The sequence below is a fragment of the Streptomyces sp. NBC_00341 genome, from assembly GCF_041435055.1.
Lineage (GTDB): Bacteria > Actinomycetota > Actinomycetes > Streptomycetales > Streptomycetaceae > Streptomyces.
Genome location: NZ_CP108002.1, coordinates 2267619 through 2282871, shown reverse-complemented (window position 1 = coordinate 2282871; position 15253 = coordinate 2267619). Strand labels below are relative to the sequence as shown.

At 71.5% G+C, this 15253-nt stretch carries 15 protein-coding genes; 6 read left to right on the top strand and 9 right to left on the bottom strand.

The features are described 5' to 3' along the window. Positions 1 to 66 precede the first annotated feature (66 nt). Positions 67 to 618, bottom strand: coding sequence for a carboxymuconolactone decarboxylase family protein (locus OG892_RS10150; RefSeq protein ID WP_073735688.1), 552 nt, complete (start codon positions 616 to 618; stop codon positions 67 to 69). 69 nt (positions 619 to 687) lie between these two features. Between OG892_RS10150 and OG892_RS10145 the strand changes: the two genes are divergently transcribed. Next, positions 688 to 1182, top strand: coding sequence for a MarR family transcriptional regulator (locus OG892_RS10145; protein WP_328867313.1), 495 nt, complete (start codon positions 688 to 690; stop codon positions 1180 to 1182). 170 nt (positions 1183 to 1352) lie between these two features. Then, positions 1353 to 2993, top strand: coding sequence for an alpha-L-fucosidase (locus OG892_RS10140; protein ID WP_371628946.1), 1641 nt, complete (start codon positions 1353 to 1355; stop codon positions 2991 to 2993). Here the strand turns inward: OG892_RS10140 and OG892_RS10135 are convergent. Both OG892_RS10135 and OG892_RS10130 read right to left on the bottom strand, forming a co-directional pair. Beyond that, entirely contained in the window at positions 2990 to 3637 is a 648-nt protein-coding gene (locus OG892_RS10135; protein ID WP_073735685.1) for a response regulator transcription factor, read from the bottom strand. The genes OG892_RS10140 and OG892_RS10135 overlap by 4 nt on opposite strands. After that, the gene (locus OG892_RS10130) at positions 3622 to 4890 is read right to left on the bottom strand and encodes a sensor histidine kinase (RefSeq protein ID WP_371628945.1); all 1269 of its coding nucleotides are present in this window, start codon (positions 4888 to 4890) and stop codon (positions 3622 to 3624) included. Before OG892_RS10130 ends, OG892_RS10135 begins: the two co-directional genes overlap by 16 nt. Before the next feature lie 308 nt (positions 4891 to 5198). On the opposite strand from OG892_RS10130, the gene OG892_RS10125 reads away from it, so the two are divergent. Beyond that, complete coding sequence (locus OG892_RS10125) at positions 5199 to 7349, top strand: MMPL family transporter (RefSeq protein WP_371628944.1); 2151 nt, start codon at positions 5199 to 5201, stop codon at positions 7347 to 7349. Positions 7350 to 7426: 77 nt separating this feature from the next. On the opposite strand, the gene OG892_RS10120 is transcribed toward OG892_RS10125, so the two are convergent. From OG892_RS10120 to OG892_RS10105, 4 genes are all read right to left on the bottom strand, one after another. Next, positions 7427 to 8038 (bottom strand): winged helix-turn-helix domain-containing protein, encoded by a 612-nt coding sequence (locus tag OG892_RS10120; RefSeq protein WP_073735682.1) that lies wholly within the window; start codon positions 8036 to 8038, stop codon positions 7427 to 7429. A gap of 346 nt (positions 8039 to 8384) precedes the next feature. After that, positions 8385 to 9419: a glutamine synthetase gene (gene glnII / locus OG892_RS10115; RefSeq protein WP_073735681.1), complete on the bottom strand. Its 1035-nt coding sequence runs from the start codon at positions 9417 to 9419 to the stop codon at positions 8385 to 8387. A gap of 89 nt (positions 9420 to 9508) precedes the next feature. Beyond that, complete coding sequence (locus OG892_RS10110; protein WP_371628943.1) at positions 9509 to 10654, bottom strand: hypothetical protein; 1146 nt, start codon at positions 10652 to 10654, stop codon at positions 9509 to 9511. Further along, positions 10651 to 12321, bottom strand: a complete 1671-nt coding sequence (locus OG892_RS10105) for a hypothetical protein (protein WP_371628942.1) — start codon at positions 12319 to 12321, stop codon at positions 10651 to 10653. Before OG892_RS10105 ends, OG892_RS10110 begins: the two co-directional genes overlap by 4 nt. 43 nt (positions 12322 to 12364) lie before the next feature. On the opposite strand from OG892_RS10105, the gene OG892_RS10100 reads away from it, so the two are divergent. Next, positions 12365 to 13279, top strand: coding sequence for a Gfo/Idh/MocA family protein (locus OG892_RS10100; protein WP_073735678.1), 915 nt, complete (start codon positions 12365 to 12367; stop codon positions 13277 to 13279). A 47-nt stretch (positions 13280 to 13326) separates the two neighbouring features. Here the strand turns inward: OG892_RS10100 and OG892_RS10095 are convergent, their stop codons facing one another. Further along, the gene (locus OG892_RS10095; RefSeq protein ID WP_328697095.1) at positions 13327 to 13686 is read right to left on the bottom strand and encodes an arsenate reductase family protein; all 360 of its coding nucleotides are present in this window, start codon (positions 13684 to 13686) and stop codon (positions 13327 to 13329) included. A gap of 119 nt (positions 13687 to 13805) precedes the next feature. On the opposite strand from OG892_RS10095, the gene OG892_RS10090 reads away from it, so the two are divergent. Further along, positions 13806 to 14075, top strand: coding sequence for a hypothetical protein (locus OG892_RS10090; protein ID WP_328867317.1), 270 nt, complete (start codon positions 13806 to 13808; stop codon positions 14073 to 14075). 61 nt (positions 14076 to 14136) lie between these two features. Here OG892_RS10090 and OG892_RS10085 read toward each other — a convergent pair whose 3' ends face one another. After that, complete coding sequence (locus OG892_RS10085) at positions 14137 to 14577, bottom strand: hypothetical protein (protein ID WP_073735675.1); 441 nt, start codon at positions 14575 to 14577, stop codon at positions 14137 to 14139. Between the two features lie 129 nt (positions 14578 to 14706). Here OG892_RS10085 and OG892_RS10080 point away from each other — a divergent pair, with 129 nt between their 5' ends. Then, complete coding sequence (locus OG892_RS10080) at positions 14707 to 15192, top strand: FxLYD domain-containing protein (protein ID WP_371628941.1); 486 nt, start codon at positions 14707 to 14709, stop codon at positions 15190 to 15192. Positions 15193 to 15253: the final 61 nt, after the last annotated feature.

Here is a 15253-nt window from a genome sequence, read left to right as displayed (position 1 = left end):
CCGGGCCGGGCGCCGGAGGGAAGGCCTCCCGGTCCCCGAGGGGCGGCCTCCTCCCGGTCCCGGACCTCAGGCGAACCGGGCCAGCTGAGGATCGACCGGGGCCGCCGTCATCCGGTTGGCCAGGGTCGACATGGTGTAGGCGCCGATGCCCAGGACCACTTCCAGCGCGTTGCGGGAGGTGTAGCCGTGGGCCAGGAACGACTGGAGTGTGCCGTCGTCCACGGCCCCGCTCGACTCGATCGCGGCGACGGTGAACCGGCGTACCGCCTCCAGCCGTTCGTCGGGGAGCGGCAGGGGGCTCTCGCCGCGCAGTGCGGCGATGAGCGCGCCGTCCGCGTCGAGGGCGGTGAGCTTCGCGGTGTGCATCGCCACGCAGAGGTGGCAGTCGTTGCGGGTGGCCATCGTCATGATCACGACCTCCCGGGAGAGCTGGTCCAGGGTGGTCGACTCGAAGAGCGCGCTCATCTTCAGGAAGCCGTTGAGCAGCTCCGGCGAGGTGGCGAGCAGGGCGACGCCGGTGGGCAGGTAGCCCTGTTTCGCCGTCACGGCCGCCATGGCGGGGCGGGACGCCGCGGGAGCGGATTCGGGTGTGTGGTCGGTGAAGACGGATGCGGGCATGGCTGACCCCTCGCGGTAAACTCGACAACGTGATTGACGAAAAGGTAAACCAAGTTGTCGAGTATCGCAATGGCTGAGCGCGCCGGACGGGGCTCTCCGGGCGGCGCCGGTACGGGCTTCGAGCTGCCCATCCTGCTGTTCGCCGGCTTCCGTTCGATCATCGACGACCTCCACCGCGAGCTGGCCGGACAGGGGCACCCCGAACTGCGCCCCGCCCACGGCTACGCGCTCCAGGCGGTCGGCCGCGACGGGGCGACCGCCAGTGAGATCGGGCGACGGCTCGGCGTCTCCAAGCAGGCGGCCGGCAAGACCGTCGACAGGCTCGAAGCCCTCGGTTACGTCGAGCGCGCCGACGACCCGCAGGACGGCCGGCGCAAGGTCGTACGGCTCACCCCGCGCGGGATCGACGTACTGATGCGGTCCGCCGCGGGCTTCGACCGGCTGCGCGCCGAATGGGTCCGGGTGCTCGGTGCGGAACGGGTCGCGGCGCTGGAGGCCGACCTCCGCACGATGGCCTCCGCGGAAGCCTTCCGGCTCGATGTGGCGAGCTGGATCAACAGCTGACCGGGTCAGCGGGGCGGCGGTTGACCAAATGTGCCGAGCACTTGGACTTTACGCACGAGAGATAGGACGTATCTGGCAGGCACCCTTCCCGAGGGCCGCTCTGTGCGGCACCATGCACGCGTCGGTACCCAAGAGATCCGACCACTCGTGGTCGAGAATGGGAGGGAACCATGGCACGACGCACCCATGTGCTCAGCGCGCTCGCACTGGCGGCCGCCGCCGCGCTCATCCCCGTGACTGCCACGGCGCAGCAGCCCGCCGCCCCCTGTGACGCGCCGGTGAGACCCGCGTCGCAGATGAAGGTCGAGGCCTGCGACGGTCCGGACCGGATCATCGAGAAGGCCGCGAACATCGTCCCCACCACGGGACAGCTGGCCTGGCAGCAGCGGGAGGTCACCGCCTTCACGCACTTCGGGATGAACACCTTCACCGGCCGCGAATGGGGCTCCGGCACCGAGGACGAGAAGCTGTTCGCGCCGAAGAGCATCGACGCCGACCAGTGGATGCGCGCCTACAAGGCCGCCGGCATCAAACAGGTCATGCTCACCGTCAAGCACCACGACGGCTTCGTCCTCTACCCGAGCCGCTACACCGACCACTCGGTCGCACTCAGCCCCGGCAGCCCCGACGTCGTCGCCCTCTACGTGAAGGCCGCCCGCAAGGCGGGACTGAAGGTCGGCCTCTACCTCTCGCCCTCGGACGGCGCCGAACTCCCGCACGCCTGGCACGCCGACTGGGTCGAGAAGATCCGCGCCAAGGACGCCGCGGGTGAATCGCTGAGCCTGCCCGAACGGGTGGCCCTGGAGGACGGCGACCGCGCCCCCGCCGGCCAGGGCCGCTTCGGCAACGGCAGCGCCGTCACCGAGCGCACCATCCCCACCCTCGTCCCCGGCGACGACCGCGCCGCCCGGGTGAAGAGCGGCAAGCTGCCCACCTTCAAGGTGAAGGCCGACGACTACGACGCGTACTACCTCAACCAGCTCTACGAGATCTTCACCCAGTACGGCCCGGTCGAGGAACTCTGGCTGGACGGCGCCAACCCCTGGTCCGGCTCCGGCATCACCCAGAAGTACGACGTCAAGCAGTGGTTCGACATGGTCAAGGCGCTCTCGCCCAACACCGTCGTCTTCCAGGGGCCGCAGGGCGTCCGCTGGGTCGGCAACGAGTCCGGCGTCGCCCGGGAGACCGAGTGGAGCGTCACCCCGCACACCACCGACCCGTGGACGGGCCTCGGCAGCCTGCCCAACGACTCGACGGACCCCGACATCGGCTCCCGGGACCGGCTCCTGGAACCCGGCGTCAACTACCTCCAGTGGTACCCGGCGGAGGCCGACGTCTCCAACCGCCCCGGCTGGTTCTACCACCCGGAGGAGAAGCCCAAGACCCCGGCGCAGTTGATGGACCTGTACGAGAAGAGCGTCGGCCGCAACGCCTCGCTGCTGCTCAACGTCCCGCCCGCGCCCGACGGCCGGATCGCGGACGAGGACGTCACCTCACTGACCGCCTTCGGGGCCGATCTGCGCCGGACGTACGGCACCGATGTGCGCAAGAAGGGGCCGGGCCCGTACACCTTCGACCGGGTCGCCGTCCGTGAGGACATCCGGCACGGACAGCGGGTGGAGAAGTTCGCCGTGGAGGCCCGGATCAACGGGACGTGGCAGCGGATCGCGGACGGCACCACCATCGGCCACGAGCGCATCCTGCCGCTGGCCGCGGCCGTCACCGCGTCGGACGTCCGGGTCAAGGTGCTGGAGTCCAGGGCGAAGCCGCACCTGGGCGCCACCACCCTGCACCTCACCGCCGCGCGCTAACCGCGGTCCAGATAGGCCAGTACCGCGAGAACGCGGCGGTTGTCGTCGTCGGAGGGCGGCAGGCCGAGCTTCCCGAAGATGTTCGAGGTGTGCTTGGCCACCGCCCGCTCGGTGATCACCATGTGTGCGGCGATCGCCGCGTTCGAACGGCCCTGTGCCATCTGCTCCATGACCTCCTTCTCGCGCGGCGTCAGCCCGCCCATCGGCTTGTCCTGCGAGCGCCGCGACAGGAGTTGCGAGATCACCTGCGGGTCCATCGCGGTGCCGCCCGCCGCGACCCGGCGGACCGCGTCGATGAACTGTTCGGCGTCGAAGACCCGGTCCTTGAGCAGGTAGCCGATGGCGCCGTTGCCGTCCGCCAGCAGCTCCCGCGCGTACAACTGCTCGACGTGCTGCGAGAGCACCAACACCGGCAGGCCCGGTCTGGCGCGCCGGGCCGCCAGTGCGCACTGGAGCCCCTCGTCCGTGTGGGACGGTGGAAGCCGGACGTCGACGACAGCGACGTCCGGCTTCAACTCGGCCAGGGCCCGGGTGAGTTCGGGCCCCGTCTCGACGGCGGCCGCGATCTCGAAGTCGTACGCCTCCAGCATGCGCACCAGGCCGTCGCGCAGCAGGAAGAGATCTTCGGCTAGGACAACTCGCAAGGGATCTCCATGGTCACCATGGTGGGACCGCCCGCGGGGCTGCTGACGGCCATGATGCCGTCGAATGTACCGAGTCGGCGTTCGACTCCGCTCAGGCCCGAGCCCGATCCGGCGCTCGCACCGCCCTTTCCGTTGTCCGTGACGGAGATCCGCAGCATGTGGTCGCCATGGTGCAGGTCCACCCAGATCCGGTCCGCGCCCGAGTGCTTCGCGGCGTTCGTCAGGATCTCGCTGACCGCGAAGTACGCGGCCGACTCGACCGGCGGCTCCGCGCGGCCGCTCAGCTCCACCTCGACCTCGGTCCCGATCGGCATCCGCAGCGCCAGCGCCTTGACCGCGTCACCGAGCCCGCGCTCGGCCAGGACCGGCGGATGGATGCCCCGCACCAGGTCGCGCAGCTCGGTGAGCGCCTCCGCGGACGACTCGCGGGCCATCGCCAGCAGCTTCTTCGCCTGCGCCGGGTCCTTCTCGACCAGCGCCTCGATGGTGCCCAGGTTCATGCCCATGGCGACCAGTCGGGCCTGCGCGCCGTCGTGCAGATCGCGCTCGATGCGCCGCAGCTCGGAGGCGGCGGTGTCGACGGCCTCGTGCCGGGTCTCGGTCAGCCGGTCGATGCGCAGCGCGAGCTCCCGCTCATGGGTGGGGGCCAGCACCGAGCGGGCGAGCGCGAAGTGCGCGTGCAGCAGCCGCTCGCTGAGCAGCACCCCGACCCCGAAGATCACCACACCGAGCGCGGCGGCGGCGAGCGCGGTCGCCTGGCTGTCGACGGGCACGAACCCGTACCAGTACCGGTCGTCCGTGAAGACCCGCCACAGCCCCGCCGCCAGGACGAAACCCTCCACCGGGTAGATCATCAGCGCCGCCGCCAGGATCGACACCACATAGCCGGCCGTCATGTCGACCAGCAGCCACTGCATGTCCCGCCAGGTCGCCGGGTCCTTCAGTATCAGCGTGGTCCGCTCCACCTGCCCGGTGAACCCGCTGCGGACATCCTTCGGGAGCGGCCGGTACGGGACCGGGATCCGGACGTCCGACCAGGTGACCGCCAGCAGCCGGCGCTGATTGGCGTGCTTGCGGACCGCCGTCATGACGTGCGGGGTGGTCACCAGGCCGATGCCCACCGGGATGAGCGCGACGGAGACCACCGCCAGTACGAACAGCGTGACCGACCCCACGATCGACGCGAACGACAGCACCAGCCCGCGCCCAGCGGCCAGCAGCGCGGCCCTCGTCCGTCCGTGCGGCGTGTTCATATCGGTCCCTCTTCCCTCGCCGGCACTCGTGGCAGCCCCGGTCCGCACACAGTCTGACGTCTCGGGCGACCTGGGCGTCAGCCGTTCCGACCCCCGTCGGGGGTGTACCCAGCACCACCCCCGAGGCCTCGCCCTACGTAGCGGGGGAGTGGGTGTTCCAGCGGCTGGGACGGCGGGCCCCGGATTCCTAGATTCGAGGTGTGTCGGCAACCGGTTCTTCCAACGGTTCTCCGACGGTCCTTCCAACTGATCTTCCAACCGTCCTTCCGGCGGTTCTTCCAACGACTCTTTCAGGGGGCGAACACGCCATGAGGCGTAATCTCGCGGCACGTATCGGTGTGTGGAGCGCACACCATCGAAAGACGGCCATTCTCGGCTGGCTGCTCTTCGTCGTGCTCGCCGCGGGCATCGGCGGTGCGTCGGGCATGGTCGAGATGACCAACGCGGAGAACGGTGCGGGCGACTCCGCGCGGGCCGAGCAGATCCTCTCCGACGCCGGCCTCAGCCACCGGGCGGGCGAGCTGGTCATGGTGTCCTCGGAGCGGCCGGACGGCTGGAGGACCGCGGCACGGGAGCTGACCACCGCCCTCGGGAAGACCGGTGAGGTGACGGGCCTCAAGGCCCCGGTCGCCGCCGAGAACGGCAAGGACGCGCTGATCACCTTCGAGATGAAGGGGGACGCCGCCACCGCGTCCGACCGGGTGCAGCCCGTGCTGGACGCCGTCGAGGGGGTCCGGAAGGGGCAGCCGGACGTCACGGTCCACCAGTTCGGCGACGCCAGCGCCGGGAAGTGGCTCGGCGACCTGCTCTCCGACGACTTCAAGAAGGCCGAGTTCACCGCCGTACCCCTGGCCCTGGGCATCCTGCTGGTCGCCTTCGGCGCCGTCGTCGCGGCGCTGCTGCCCGTCGGGCTCGCGCTGACCGCCTGCATGGCCGCCTTCGGTCTGCTGTCGCTCGCCAGCCATCAGCTGCACCTCTTCCAGACCACGTACTCCGTGATGTTCCTGATGGGCTTCGCCGTCGGCGTCGACTACTGCCTCTTCTACCTGCGGCGCGAGCGGGACGAGCGGGCCGCTGGGCGTGACGCCGAGACGGCGCTGCGGATCGCCGCGGCGACCAGCGGCCGGTCCGTGCTGGTCTCCGGGCTGACCGTCATGGTCGCGATGGCCGGCATGTTCCTGTCCGGGCTGCTCCTGTTCAAGGGCTTCGCCGTCGCCACGATCATCGTGGTCTTCATCGCCATGATGGGCTCCGTGACGGTACTGCCCGCCCTGCTGTCCTGGCTGGGCGACCGGATCGACGCCGGACGCGTTCCGCTGCTCAACCGGCGGAGCAAGCGCGGTGGCCGGGGCGCGCAGAAGGAGAGCGGCCGGATCGCCGGAAAGCTGCTGCGGCCCGTGCTGTCCAGGCCGAAGCTCTTCGCCGCCGCCTCTGTCGTCGTGCTCCTCGTGCTCGCCGCTCCCGCCCTCGGCATGAAGACGGAGGAGCTCGGCCTGGAGAAGCAGTTCGGCTCCCGATCCGAACTGGCCGTCGCCTACCGCGACATCAGCGAGGCCTTCCCCGGCGGCCCCGCCCCGGCCCAGGTGGTCGTCGAGGCGGACGACATCGAGGCACCCGCCGTACGCCGGGCACTCGACGGCTTCGACAAGGTGACCGTCCACCGGGGGCAGAACGTCGCGGAGATCGAGATCCCGATGGAGCACGGGGAAGCCGATCTGACCGAACTGCGCGAACACCGGCTGCCCGCCGCCTTCGACGGAACGGGAGCCCATGCCTACGTGACCGGTGAGACGGCCGGGTCCGTGGACTTCACCGCCCAGCTGAAGAGCGGCATCGTGCCCGTCTTCCTCTTCATCGCCGCGGTGACGTTCCTGGTGATGCTGTTCTGCTTCCGCAGCTACGTCATCGCCGTGACCGCGATCCTGCTGAACCTGCTCTCGGTGGCCGCCGCCTACGGAGTGATGGTCGCCGTCTTCCAGCACGGCTGGGGCGCCTCGCTGATCGGCTCGGAGGGCGTCGGCGCGATCGAGTCCTGGATGCCGCTCTTCGTGCTCGTCGTCCTGTTCGGGCTCTCGATGGACTACCACGTCTTCGTGGTCTCCCGGATCCGCGAGGCCCACGGCCGGGGTTTCTCCACCCCGGCCGCGATCGACGAGGGCATCCGCCGGACGGCGGGCGCGGTGACCGGCGCGGCCGTGATCATGGTGGCGGTGTTCGCGGTCTTCGGAACGCTGTCCATGCAGGACATGCAGCAGATGGGCGTCGGCCTGGCCGTCGCGGTGCTGCTGGACGCCACCATCGTCCGGATGGTGCTGCTGCCCTCCGTGATGGCGCTGCTCGGCGAGCGGAACTGGCGGACCCCGCGCGGACTGTCCCGGCTGCCCGCCCTTGACCACAGCGAGCCGGAGCCGGAGCCCGGCCCGGCGGCGGACCCGGTGGGCTCGGTGCGGCACGGCTGACGCCCGGCGGATACGGGTGGGCCCCGGTTCCGGTACGTACCGGAACCGGGGCCCACCCATGCGGGTGCTGCCGGGGATCAGGGCGTGTACTTGTACCCGACGCGCCGCACCGTCTGGATCGACCGGCGGTGCTCGGCGCCCAGCTTGCGGCGCAGCCGGGCGACATGGACGTCGACGGTGCGCCCGTCGCCCACGTGCCCGTAGCCCCAGACGGTGGTGACCAGCTGGTCGCGGGTGTGCACCCGGTTCGGGTGCGCCACCAGATGGGAGAGGAGTTCGAACTCCAGGTAGGTGAGGTCGAGCTTGTCGCCGTTCACCGAGGCGGTGCGCTGCACGGGGTCGATGCGCACAGGACCCGCGCCCGGTTCCTCCAGGACGTCCGGCACCACGTACTGGCCGGCCCGGACCGCCGCGGCGGGCGGCTGCTGGTCGGCGGGGACGAGCACCAGATAGCCGACCATAGGCGGCTGGCCCGGCAGCGCCGGAAGGGTGTGCTGGGGTGCGGGCAGCCAGGTCGTGCCCGGCGCCAGGAACGCGGCGACATCGGCCGGCTGGAAGACCTCGTCCGGCGCGACGGCCCGCAGCCGGTGCCGGTTGGGGGAGGGGGGACGGGCGGTGGTGGCCGCAGCGGCCGCCGACTGGGCTGCGGTGGCAGCGGATGCGGCGGAGAAGGTACGAGTGTTCGCCATGGGGTCAGCTCTTTCGCGCGAGGAGTCGTCTGTGGACGGACTTGCTGCGTGCGCGCGGACCGAAGACCGGGGTGAGCGGCTTTAGAGGGCCAGCGCGTTCAACGCGCGGCAACACACCCGGTCGAAGTCGTGATGCTGACGGGAAGGCCAGAACGGCTCCAGGTCGCTGCGACCTGTCGAGGTGTGCTGGATGCTGGCCATGCCCCCATTGAACCAGAGAAAACGGCCCCGCAGCAGACTTCTCCCAGCCGTCGGTACGGACCCTTCGTGTTGGCTTCCTCACCCCGGGCACACCAAGAGGCGCCCACCGGCCGTGCGGTGGGCGCCTCTTGGCGCGCGGGCGGGATCAGACCTGGGCGGCCTTCTCCAGCGCGGTGCAGCAGGTGTCGACGATCAGCCGCGTGACGACGTACGGGTCGACGTTGGCGTTGGGGCGGCGGTCCTCGATGTAGCCCTTCCGGTCCTGCTCGACCTGCCACGGGATACGGACAGAGGCACCGCGGTTGGAGACGCCGTAGCTGTACTCGTTCCACGGGGCGGTCTCGTGCAGACCGGTCAGCCGGTCGTCGATGCCCGCGCCGTAGTGCTTGACGTGGTCCATCGGCTTCGAGCCCTCGCCCAGCGACTCGCACGCGGTGATGATCGCGTCGTAGCCCTCGCGCATCGCCCGGGTGGAGAAGTTGGTGTGCGCTCCGGCGCCGTTCCAGTCACCCTTGACCGGCTTCGGGTCCAGGGTCGCGGAGACGTCGAAGTCCTCCGCGGTGCGGTACAGCAGCCAGCGCGCGATCCACAGGTGGTCGGAGACCTCCAGCGGGGAGACCGGTCCGACCTGGAACTCCCACTGACCGGGCATGACCTCGGCGTTGATGCCGGAGATGGCCAGGCCCGCCTTCAGGCAGTTGTCGAGGTGCTTCTCGACGATGTCGCGGCCGAAGATCTCGTCCGAGCCGACGCCGCAGTAGTAGCCGCCCTGCGCGGCCGGGAAGCCGCCCTCGGGGAAGCCGAGCGGCCGGTGGCCGTCGAAGAACGTGTACTCCTGCTCGATGCCGAAGATCGGCTCCTGGCCCGCGAACTGCTCGGCGACCGGGCGCAGCGAGGCCCGCGTGTTGGACTCGTGCGGGGTCATGTCGATGTGGAAGACCTCGCACAGGACCAGGACGTCGTCGCCGCCGCGGATCGGGTCCGGGCAGGTGAAGACCGGCTTCAGCACCCGGTCGGAGGCGTGGCCCTCGGCCTGGTTGGTGCTCGATCCGTCGAAGCCCCAGATGGGCAGCTCGGCCACATCGGACGACGGGGAACCGGGCATGATCTTCGTCTTGGAACGGAGCTTGGCGGTCGGCTCGGTGCCGTCGATCCAGATGTACTCAGCCTTGAACGTCACGGAAGCCATCCTTTAGGGGTGCTGCGGTCTATGCAGCGCAGCTTCGCAAGACGCGATTTCCCGTCCGTTGCTCTCGTGTGAACCCCGTGTTACCTAGGGCCTCCGCCGCGGGCCCGCAGCAGCGTCCCGAAGCCTGCGGCCCTGATCCGCCGCACCAGTTCCTCCTCGGTGGCGCCCAGCGCCACGGCGGCACGCGCGAGCTGCCAGTCGGCGGCGTCGAGCGCCCGCAGCAGATGACCGCGCCGGATCTGCGCCTCCGACAGCCGGAACGTCTTGAGGTAGGCGACCCGCCCCTTGTGGTCGGTGACCGTCTCCCCGATGTGCTGCCCGGCCCCGTTGCGCAGGAACGGCGGCAGGAACCGCCACAGCGTGAACGAGCCCATCCGGTAGACCCGGTCGAAGCTGTACGAGGTGTCCAGCAGCTCCCGGGCGAACAGCGTGTCGTGCGCCTCGCTCCACTCCCGCTCCTGCTCCCGCGCGGCCGCCCGCAGCCCGGCGAGCGTGTCGAGGCCCGGCCCGTCCGCGATCCGCGCCCCGAAGGCGGCCACCGGGGCGCCGTACATCGCGTACTGGTGGACCAGTTCCCCGTACAGGTCCTGGACGAGCGACGCGTGCAGCAGGCGGTAGTCCTCGGGGTGCGGCACGACGAACGCGGCGGCGAGCGCGTCGGCCGCGTACACCATCACCCCGCACTGGCCGGGGTGGATCTCGAACACCCGCAGCGCGTCGCCGAGCCCGCGCACCGACCACCCCAGGTACGCGTCCTCCGCACGCGGCGAGAGGCCGTCGCGCAGCGCCTGCCGCGACCACTCCTCCCAGGCGGTGGACGGCCCGCCGAAGTGCAGCGAGAGGTAGCCCTCCAGCGCGAGATGCAGCGGCAGGAAGCGCAGCCGGTCGCCGGGCTGCCGCTTGGCCATCCGGTGGTGGCGGTGCCGGGGCAGCCGCAGGGTGCTGGGCGGTGTGCTCCCCGCTCCGCCACCGGCGGCCAGCTGCGTGCCGTACGCGGCGGTCCCGGCCCCCTCGCCCGACCAGTCGGCCACGAAGCCGTGCGGGATGTACGCGGTGTAGTGCGTGCGTGGCCCCACCTCCACGACACCGCCCTCGCTCCCCGCGTACACCTCGCGGTGCAGCCGGAGCCCCTCGACCGGGGTCCCGCGTACCAGCGGCACCAGCCGGATGCCGCCCCAGACCTGCGAGGGGCGGGCGGTGAGCCCGGTCAGTTCGAGCCTGTTCACAGCGGGTCCCCTTCCTGGCCGGCCGTGACGAACCGGGCCACCTGCCGGTCCAGGTACGCGTGCAGTGCGGCGGGCCCGGTCCGGCCCTCCGAGAACTGTGCGATCTCCACCAGGGCGGGCAGGTCCTCCGCGTCCCGGATACCGGCCGTCGGCACACTCGGGGCGAGCCGCCGGACCTCGAAACCGGCCGCGTCGTATACAGGGTTGACATGAACCACCGAGGTGCGCCGGTCCGGGTCGATCCTGGTCCGCCACACCCGCAGCACCTCGCCCGCGAGTCCGGCAGGCGCGTTGTCCCAGCCGTCCGAGACGATGACCAGCCGGTCGGGGCCGTACTCCAGGGCGTCCAGGACCCGGCTGCCGAGCGGCGTCGGGCCCCGGGGCACGACCAGCAGCGGATCGGTCGCGCCGGTGGTCCACAGCGGGGTGTACGCCCCCGGCGCAGCCAGCTCCTCCAACAGAAAGGTGCAGGCCAGCGCCACGGCGAGCGGCCGGCGCCGCTTCTCGCCCGAACCGGACGACGAGTAGCTGTCGTCCAGCACGGCGGCGACCCGCCCCCAGCTCCCGGCATGCGGACCCGCCGCTCGACGGGCCGCGGCACGCAGGGCCGAGGTCAGCTCCTCGCGATGGCGCCCGCGCAGCTCAGGGCGGAACGACAGGACGTACAGGGCGAGCCGGGTCAGCGGCATCACCGTCAGATCGACGCCCGCCGGCAACTCCCGCGCGTCGGCCGTAGCGCGCTGTCCCTGGGTGCGAAGCCGCTCCAGCCGGGTCATCCGGGGCACCATCCGCTCCAGGAACGCCTCGCGCTTCATGCCGTGCCGGGCCGCGAAGCCCTCGGCGACGGTGAAGGGGAGTTCCCCGACAGCGCCCTGCTCGTAATGGGCACGGCGCCAGGCATCGAGCAACTGGTTGCGATAGCGGGGCAGCCTGCCGGGCCGGAAGAGGAAGTCCCCCAGCTCACAGCTGCTTCCGCGGTCGTGATCGTGTTCACGGAGGGGGAGGTGCGCGTGGCGGGCGGCGTTCTTCAGCCCCGCGCGGTACTTCACCGCGTCGTGCGCCGGATCGGGCCGCGCGGCCACCCAGTCGCGCATGATCGCGCGGGTACGCCGGTTGTTGACCCGGGCCGCGCGCAGCTCCCGGAACAGCCGGTACACCCGCTGCGGAGGCAGCTTCGCCAGCCGGGCGGCGATCAGCAGGCCTTCGGTCCGCTTCTCCTCGGCTGTGGCCTCACCGGCGCACTCCAGCAGCCCCCGCACGATGCGCGCCGCGTTGTGGTCGTTGATGTCGAGGGCGAGCGAGGCGGCGTACACGCGGCGGTAGTTGACCCGGACGTACTCGTGCAGGAAGTCGAGGGAGAGCCGCTGCTGGTACGCCCCCGAGTGGAACTCGCGCTGCCCGGTCGCGGTGACGGCCGCGTTGACGAAGAGGAGCACATCCTCGGCGGCGACCAGGTCGGCAAGGGTCTCGGTCGTCATGATGCATCCCCCGTGGTGCCCGCGAGACGGTACGCGCAAGCGGAAGCCGGCCGGGGAATGGGGGCGCGAACAGCGAAATATTTGCTTTACAGGCAAGTCCCGGAAGTCGCACCGGAGTCCCGCGGCCGGCCCGGTCACCGTAACCGCCCGTTCGCACGCCCCGCCACCCGATTCCGCACGCCCCGCCACCGGATTCCTTCGAGGCGCCGTCCGTACCGGGCACACTTGTGCCATGACGACATCCGTGAAACCCCTGCGTATCGGCCTGGTCGGTACCGGTCCCTGGGCCCGCAACACCCAGGCCCCCGCCCTCGCCGCGCACCCCGGCGCCGTGCTGAGCGGGGTGTGGGGCCGCCGGGCCGAGGCCGCGCGGGAACTGGCCGAGGCCCACGGCGCCCCGGCGTACACCGGTGACGCGGGGCTCGACGAGCTGTTCGCCGCGAGCGACGCCGTCGCGTTCGCCCTGCCGCCGGACGTCCAGGCGCCGCTGGCCGCCCGCGCCGCGGCGGCCGGCTGCCACCTGCTGATGGACAAGCCGGTGGCCACGAGCGTCGCGGCAGCCCGCGAGGTGGCGGAGGCGGCGGAGCGGGCCCGGGTCGCCTCCATCGTCTTCTGCACGCTCAGGTTCGCCCCGGAGACCTCGGCCTGGATCGCGGAACAGCACGCGGCGGGCGGCTGGTTCACCGCGCACGCCCACTGGATCGGCGCCCTGTGGGCACCCGGCGTGGACAGCGAGTACGCCGCGTCCCCGTGGCGCCACGAGAAGGGCGGCCTCTGGGACGTCGGCCCGCACGCGCTCTCCGTCCTCATCCCGGTGCTGGGCGACGTGACCCGGCTGACCGCCGCCCGCGGCCCCGCGGACACCCACCACCTCATCCTCCGCCACGCCTCCGGTGCCTCCAGCACGGTGACGCTCACCCTGGCCGCCCCGCAGGCGGCGACCGGGGTCGAGGTGCAGCTCAGGGGCGAGCACGGCACGGTCGGGCTGCCCCGGTGGGACGGTGCGGTGGGTGCCTTCCGGGCGGCGGTGGACGCGCTGCTCGAATCGGTGCGTACGGGGGTGGCGCACCCCTGCGACGTACGGTTCGGGCTCCGGCTGACGGAACTGCTCGCGGAGGCCGAGGCGCAGGCGGGGGCTGGGGAGTAGCGGCGGAGCGGTCCGGGCGCCTCTCCCGGCGCCCGGACCCCGCCGCCTCAGCGCCCCATCGCGTCCCGTACCGCCTCGTCCGTGCGCGCGACCACGGCGGTGCCGTCCTCGGCCGTGATGATGGGCCGCTGAATCAGCTTCGGGTGCTCGGCGAGCGCCGTGATCCACCGCTCCCGCGCGTCCGCGTCGCGCGGCCACTCCTTGAGCCCCAGCTCCTTCGCGTCCGCCTCCTGCGTCCGCGTGATGTCCCACGGCTCCAGCCCGAGCCGGTCCAGGACGGCCCGGATCTCGTCCGGCGACGGCACGTCCTCCAGGTAGCGGCGGACCGTGTAGTCGGCGCCCTCCGCGTCGAGCAGCCGTACCGCGCTGCGGCATTTGGAACAGGCGGGATTGATCCAGATCTCCATGGGGCCAACGGTACGGGAGGGACCCGCGAAAACCCCTCTGGCCAGGGGCGATTGTCAGTGCCGGGCAGTAAAATGGAGGGAGTTCGTGAGGGTTCCACCACCGTGCCAGGAGGTTGCCAATGGCCGTTGCCGCAGTCACGACCGAGCCGCTCCACAAGCCCCTGCAGAAGAAGCGCCTGCCCGCCGGCCGTCCCCGTGAGTGGTACGTCAGCCACAACCGGCGGCTGAAGGCGATGCGCCTGGCGATCGCCTTGCTCGACAGCGGAGTTCACCAGCCGTCGAGCGCCGGCAACGCCCGGATACGCACGACCGCCGAGCTCCTCGGCATCCACCCGCCGTCCGACACCACCTGCCGCATGGTCCGCGCGCTCATCCGCTACGGACGCTGACCGGGGGCCACCTGCCCCGCCCGCTGCGCCCCCGGGGAGAATCCGGGGGCGCAGCCTCGTCTCAGTACCCGTCGCAGGTGGCGGTGGCGAAGGCGCCGGAGGCCCGGTCGGTCCGCCGGGTGATGTCGTCGACCTTCACGGAGCAGGCGACGTCGCCGCCGGACCTCCCGAGGCTGACGACGAACGAGCCGCTGTTCATGAACCCCCTGGTCTCCAGCTCCCCGGCCCACGGCAGCGTCCGCAGGGTCAGCCGCCCGGTGGACAGGGCCTCGCCCTGCCAGGTGCTGTAGGTGAGCGTCACGTCCTTGGCGGTGCCGGTGACCTCGTACCTGATCCGCAACCGCTCCGAGCTCTGTTCCGACAGCCCGTGGGCCAGCACCGCGGAGACCGCGCCCGCGGCCAGCGCCAGGAGCACGACGACCATCAGCAGCACCCACGGCCAGAGCCGCCGCCGAGGGGTCTGCGGCCCGTCCGGCCCGTCATCGGTCACCTGCTCGCTCATGCCCCTACCCTCCACGCTCCGGCCCCGCCCCGCGACCCCGCCGCACCCTCACCCGTCCGGCCCACAGAGCGTGCGGCACGACCTGCCGCCGCCTTGACTTGGGGCGGTCGACGAGTGCTGGGAGGCGCGATGACGAGGCGAGGCGTACGGGGTGCGGGTGCCGTGCTGGTGGCGGTGGTCGTGGCGGCGGGGGCGACGGCGTGCTCGGACGACGGGGACAGCGCGTCCAGCACGGCGTCCAAGGCCGCGTCGGCAGCCTCCTCGCTGGCGTCCAAGGGCGCCGACGCGGTCGCCTCCGCGACGGCCGCCGCCCAGGACGAGCTGAACAGCTTCAAGGACGGCGTGAACGCGAGCGGCGACGTCAAGGCCGGTGCGGCGGCCACCGGCAAGGACGGCCACGCCACCTCGAAGGTCACCGTCCACAACAACGGCGACTCCAAGCAGTCCTACGGCGTACAGATCAACTTCCGCGACCAGAACGGCAACCTCCTCGACACGGTCGTGGTGACGGTCGACGACGTCGCCGCCAAGGCCACCAAGGACGCCACCGCCCGCAGCAACCGCAAGCTCGACGGCGACGTCAAGGCCGAGGTGAGCAAGGCCCTGCGGCACTGACCACGCGGCGCGTACGACCCCGCCCGCCCCTGCCCCCGCGGCGTTGTCAGCGCCGGATGAC